The organism is Pedococcus sp. P1_H8 (assembly GCF_056405175.1).
Window position 1 is genome coordinate 1 of record NZ_JBFUCP010000477.1, and the last position, 359, is coordinate 359.

Below are 359 nucleotides of genomic sequence, written 5' to 3' on the forward strand. Positions count from 1 at the left end.
GTGCCACGCGGCGCGGGTTGCGAGTCTCCTCGGCGAGTTCGCCGGCGGATCCGAACCCGACCATCACGTAGGCGGCCATCAGTCCGGAGACGATCCAGGCCCAGATGTAACCGGGCTGCCCGCCGGCCGCACCGGTGTCGAACACCACCTCGGGCCCGCGCTGGGCGTGGGTGAAGAACATGCCGATCACCGCGATGACACCGACGATCTCGCAGGTGACGCCGATGTTGTTGATCCGCGACATCCAGTTGACGCCGATGCAGTTGATGACGGTGGTCAGCACCAGCAGCACCGAGCCGAGGAGCACCGCGTTGGCCGCCCCGGACGACGACAGAAGCGACGGGTCGTCGCCGATGACC

Annotated in this window: 1 protein-coding gene; it reads right to left on the reverse strand. The window is 67.7% G+C overall.

Annotated elements, in window-relative coordinates; translation table 11 throughout:
- Positions 1 to 359: amino acid permease (locus AC1DYG_RS20930; protein ID WP_477641741.1), on the reverse strand; the 359-nt coding region annotated here is incomplete at both ends.